The organism is Paenibacillus sp. AR247, assembly GCF_002968895.1.
Classification (GTDB): Bacteria; Bacillota; Bacilli; order Paenibacillales; family Paenibacillaceae; genus Paenibacillus_AQ; species Paenibacillus_AQ favisporus.
Map to the genome: position 1 here is coordinate 256,413 of NZ_PCZT01000006.1, position 4,618 is coordinate 261,030.

Genomic DNA, 4,618 nt, shown 5'->3' on the forward strand with positions numbered 1-4,618 from the left:
TGGAATCTCTTCAGTTCAAGGACCTGAACAATGACGGCAAACCGGATATTATCGCCGGATATTCCAGAAGGGACGAAAACCCTGTGAACCGTTTGTACGTCTATACGTACACGGAGGGCAGCATCAAGAAAGACCTGATGCAGGATTACACCAATTTCGTCATTATGGACCTGAACGGGGACAAAAAGAACGACCTGACGATTATTAGCCTGAAGCAGAATGATCAGGCGTTCGTGGCAACATACCAGTATGAAGAAGGCAGCTATGTTGAAATTGACAAGCTGGATATGGATCCGTACGTTTCGAATTATTACAATATTGTCGCAGGTAATGTCTATAAGGATCCAGAAGGTAAAGCCAAGGAAGGCATTGTGATCGACACCTCGATCGGCGGGGGAGACGCCTCTTATTCCAACATCATCGTGATGGAGGACGGGAAGCTGAAGTCCGTGTTCGGAGGCAATCAGGACACCACATTCAAGGATCTGCCGGTCAAGAGCGGCGACGTGAACAACGACGGGATCATCGAAATCGGATCCGTAGAGCCGCCGATCGGCTGGAACTATTTCAAGCCGGATGAAATTCCGAACTTCTTCGTATATTCGCAGTGGGACGGCAAACAAGGACTAAAATTCGTCGCCGAGCAATATCGTGATTTACAGAACGGCTTCGAGCTGGGCTTCTTCCCGCCGGAGTGGCACAACAAGGTGACGGTGGACACCAAGTCCATCAAGAACCAGTATTTGCGCTTCGTGATGGTTGATACCGGCAAAACGGTGGCCGAGATCAAATTTTTCACCCTGGCCGAGTGGGATAAACAGCATGATGAATGGAAGTACCTGTACCGGACGAACGACAAGGTGATCGGCTACAAGAAATACGGGGACTTTGATATCGATAACAGCAAGAAGCAGCTGAAGAACGAGGTACCCCCGATTGAAAGGAAGGAAAAGATCAGTGAGTAAAGTTTTAATTTTGGAAGACGAGGATTCCATCCGCAGTTTTATTGTGATCAACTTGAAACGCAACGGCTTCGATGTGCTGGAGGCGGCAAACGGGAACGAGGCGCTCGATAAACTGACGTCCAATCCCGATATCGATATCGCACTGCTGGACGTTATGGTTCCGGGGATCGACGGTTTTGAGGTATGCCGCCGTATCCGGGAAACGAACGAACGGATCGGTATTATCTTTTTGACAGCGAAAGTGCAGGAGCAGGACAAGGTGTACGCTCTGTCCGTCGGGGCGGACGACCATGTGAGCAAGCCGTTCAGTCCGACCGAATTAATCGCACGGATTCAATCGCTGCTGCGCCGGGTGAACGTTCACCGCGAAACGACGGCGAAGGTCAGCTTTCACTCCGGTCCGTTCAGCCTGGACCTGATCTCCAAGCAGTTCAAGAAGAATGGGCATGCGATCGAACTGACGCCGACGGAATTTTCGCTGATCCAATTTTTCCTCGAAAAAGAAAATACACCTCTCAGCAGGGACGTACTGCTCGATCATGTATGGGGCAAAGAATATATGGGTGATCCTAAGATCGTGGACGTGAATATCCGCCGTCTCCGCCAAAAAAATCGAGGAGAATCCGTCGGACCCCGAGTTTTTACAGACTGTATGGGGCCACGGTTATAAATGGAAGGGTCAGGGACAATGATCAAGAAAGGCATACGCAGGCAGATTGTCCTGCACTACTTTATCGTAGTGTTCTCGGCGCTTCTGCTGGCGGAAGTCATTTTTTTATTAGCCATACGAACGTATTACTATGACAGCATTTATAGTCATATTAAAAACCATATCGACAATGTGGAGGATTATTATTACCAGCGGATCAACCCGGGACTTGACGGGAACCGCGACCTGGCTTCCATGCTGACCTACTACGATCTGAACTCGGCCAACGTGCAAATTCTGGATACCCAGGGTAACGTGCTGATCAACTCTTCCGAGTTTCAGCCCGATATGTCTGTGAAGACGGCCGATATTTCCCAGGCGCTGTCCGGCAACGTCGGCCGTTGGGTCGGGCGTCAGGCCAGCACAGGCGAGAATGTCATGGCCGTGTCGAAGCTGGAGCAGAGCAGCGGGCAGGATGGCTATATCGTCCGTTATGTCACCTCGCTGGAAACGGTCAACGATAAATTGTTTAATCTAACCATGCTGGCCACGGGTGTAGGAGCGGCTGTACTCGCCATCGTGCTCGTATTCAGTATGGGTCTGGCCAACTCAATCGTGCAGCCTCTGAACACGATTACGGCCGTCTCCGCCGAGATGGCCCGCGGCAAGTTCAACCAGCGGATCAAGGGCGACTACAAGTACGAGCTTGGCGAGCTGGCATCCACGCTGAACTATATGGCCCAGGAGATCGTCCGGAGCAATCAGGTCAAGGACGATTTCATTTCGTCGATTTCGCACGAACTGCGGACGCCGCTGACGAGCATTAAAGGGTGGAGTGAAACGATCAATTCGGGAGGCTATGACCCCGAGGAGACCCGGATCGGCATGGAGATCATTACGAAGGAGACCGAGCGCCTGATCGGCCTCGTTGAGGAAATCCTCGACTTCTCCAAACTGCAGCAGAATGAGATGAAGATTGCGATTGGCCGTGTCGACATCAAAGAGCTGCTCCAGGAAATCATGCTGAACCTGTGGACGAAGGCGGAGAGCAGGCAAATTGAGCTCCGGCTGAAGTCCGAGGACAGACCGCTCGTGGCCGGGGACGCGAACCGCTTGAAGCAGGTGTTCCTGAACCTGGTGGACAATGCGATCAAATTTTCGCATGAGCATTCTATGCACTCGCCTGGTACGCCCTTCTTCCCGCATTGCTGTACGGGTACATGGAAGCCGGGATTAACAGCAATTTTCCGGTCTACGGGCTAAGAACAGGGATGGGCGAGTCCCAGATCGCGTTCCTGCTTCCGTTCATCGGCATCGGCGGATTGATTCTGCAGCTTCCGCTCGGCATGCTGAGCGACCGCTTCGGCCGCAAAAACGTGCTCATCGCCTGCGGCATCATCGGCGGCGCAGCTTTTATGGCCGTGCCGCTGGCAGGAGCGGCTACAGCCTGGCTCGTTCTGCTCCTGTGCTTGGCGGGGGGCATGGTCGGCTCGTTTTTTTCGCTTGGCCTGGCCTACGCGGCGGATATTCTCCCGAAGGCGCTGCTTCCCGCAGCGAATGTCATCGCATCCTTTCATTTTAATATAGGCAGCATCGCCGGGCCGAACATCGGGGGGACCCTGATGCAGTATGGGTGGAACGGAGGCGTGTTCATCGTGATGGGCCTCGCCTTCGCCATATTCGGCGCCGTCGGCACCGCCTTTCGAACTTCGGGTGGACGCAGTCAGGAGCCGCTATAGAATAGTTTTTCCCAAAAGGTTCAATAATGTGCGAAAACTCTATATAATCGATATAATAGAAACGTATTGTTCAAATCCAAGAAGAGATAGAGATCACAGGACAAGAGGAGAAATGTCATGATACGAATTCAGCATTTAACCAAGTCAGTCGGTGTGGACAGAATTCCGATACTCAAAGGGGTATCCCTCGATATCCAGAAGGGCGAGCTTATCGCCGTTGTCGGTGCCAGCGGAAGCGGCAAGAGCATGCTGCTGCGGTGCCTGGCACTGAAGGAAAAATGGGACGGAGGGACGTTTGTCATCGACGGCCAGGATGTGCTGAAGGAACCTCTCGGCGGAAAACGAAAAATTAGACGCGAATGGGCATACTTAGAGCAGAATCCCCAGCTCTATCCGAACCGGACAGGATTGAAGAACGTGCTGATCGGCCAAGCCAGTCAAACGCCGCTTTGGCGCATGGTGACGGGGATGGTCCGCTCGGACGATTATATGGGCGCGATGGACGTCATCGAGCAGATGGGTCTCTTGGATAAAGCCCGTATGAAGGCGGGCACGCTGAGCGGCGGTGAAAAGCAGCGTATAGCCATCGCAAGAGCTTTGGTTCATGGGGCCAAGGTTATTCTCGCCGATGAGCCGGTGGTCGGGCTGGACCCGAAATCGGCGGAAAGCGTAATGGAAACGCTGAAAAATCTGTGCGAGGAGGAGCGCGTCACCGTCATTTCCGTGCTTCCGATTGAGCTCGCCGAGAAATTTGCCACCCGTATCGTCGGGTTGTCTGGCGGGGAGGTCGCATTCGACATCCGCGGCCGCCGTCTGACGATGAGGGAAAAGAATATGATTTAGACTTTGCGCCCGCTTGCGGGCTTGGTATAGAAAAGAGTGATGCAATGCATTTGTTGAAGACAAACTGGATACGTGCAGCAGCTGCGGTCCTGCTGACGTTTGTACTGGGCGGCTGCACGTTTATCAGCGACCCGGTCAGCTTGATGAAGACGCCGATGCTGTCTGCGGATAAAGAGACGCTGAGCTCGATCATCCACGCGCAGCTTCCCGATGGAGCGGATCTCATCCGCTCGAGGGAAGAAACCGACACAAACCTGATCCATTTCGTCGATCTGGACGGAGATAAGGTCAACGAAGCGGTCGTATTCTACGAAACGCCGGATCAGCAGGTGGTCATCCACTGCATGATTTTCAAGCTGGTCAACGGAACGTGGACGAAGGTAACATCTTTCGACGGAGAGGGCAGGGTACTGGAATCTCTT

4 protein-coding genes and 2 pseudogenes are annotated in these 4,618 nt (G+C 53.0%); all 6 read left to right on the plus strand.

Annotated elements, in window-relative coordinates; all coding sequences use genetic code 11:
* Window positions 1-965, plus strand: a 965-nt coding sequence (locus CPT76_RS37080) for an FG-GAP repeat protein (RefSeq protein WP_105442262.1), incomplete at its 5' end; no start/stop codon positions are given.
* A pseudogene (locus CPT76_RS06145) lies at window positions 958-1,657 on the plus strand (response regulator transcription factor). The gene CPT76_RS37080 and the pseudogene CPT76_RS06145, both read left to right, overlap by 8 nt.
* A complete protein-coding gene (locus CPT76_RS06150) occupies window positions 1,654-2,877 on the plus strand; it encodes a sensor histidine kinase (protein WP_105442263.1) in 1,224 nt (407 codons plus the stop codon). Before CPT76_RS06145 ends, CPT76_RS06150 begins: the two are co-directional and overlap by 4 nt.
* Window positions 2,835-3,353, plus strand: coding sequence for an MFS transporter (locus CPT76_RS06155; protein WP_105442397.1), 519 nt, complete (start codon window positions 2,835-2,837; stop codon window positions 3,351-3,353). The genes CPT76_RS06150 and CPT76_RS06155 overlap by 43 nt, the downstream gene beginning before the upstream one ends.
* A gap of 117 nt (window positions 3,354-3,470) precedes the next feature.
* Window positions 3,471-4,196, plus strand: coding sequence for a phosphonate ABC transporter ATP-binding protein (locus tag CPT76_RS06160; protein WP_076171370.1), 726 nt, complete (start codon window positions 3,471-3,473; stop codon window positions 4,194-4,196).
* Window positions 4,197-4,240: 44 nt separating this feature from the next.
* Window positions 4,241-4,618 (plus strand): annotated as a pseudogene (locus CPT76_RS37085) (hypothetical protein); the annotation flags it as partial.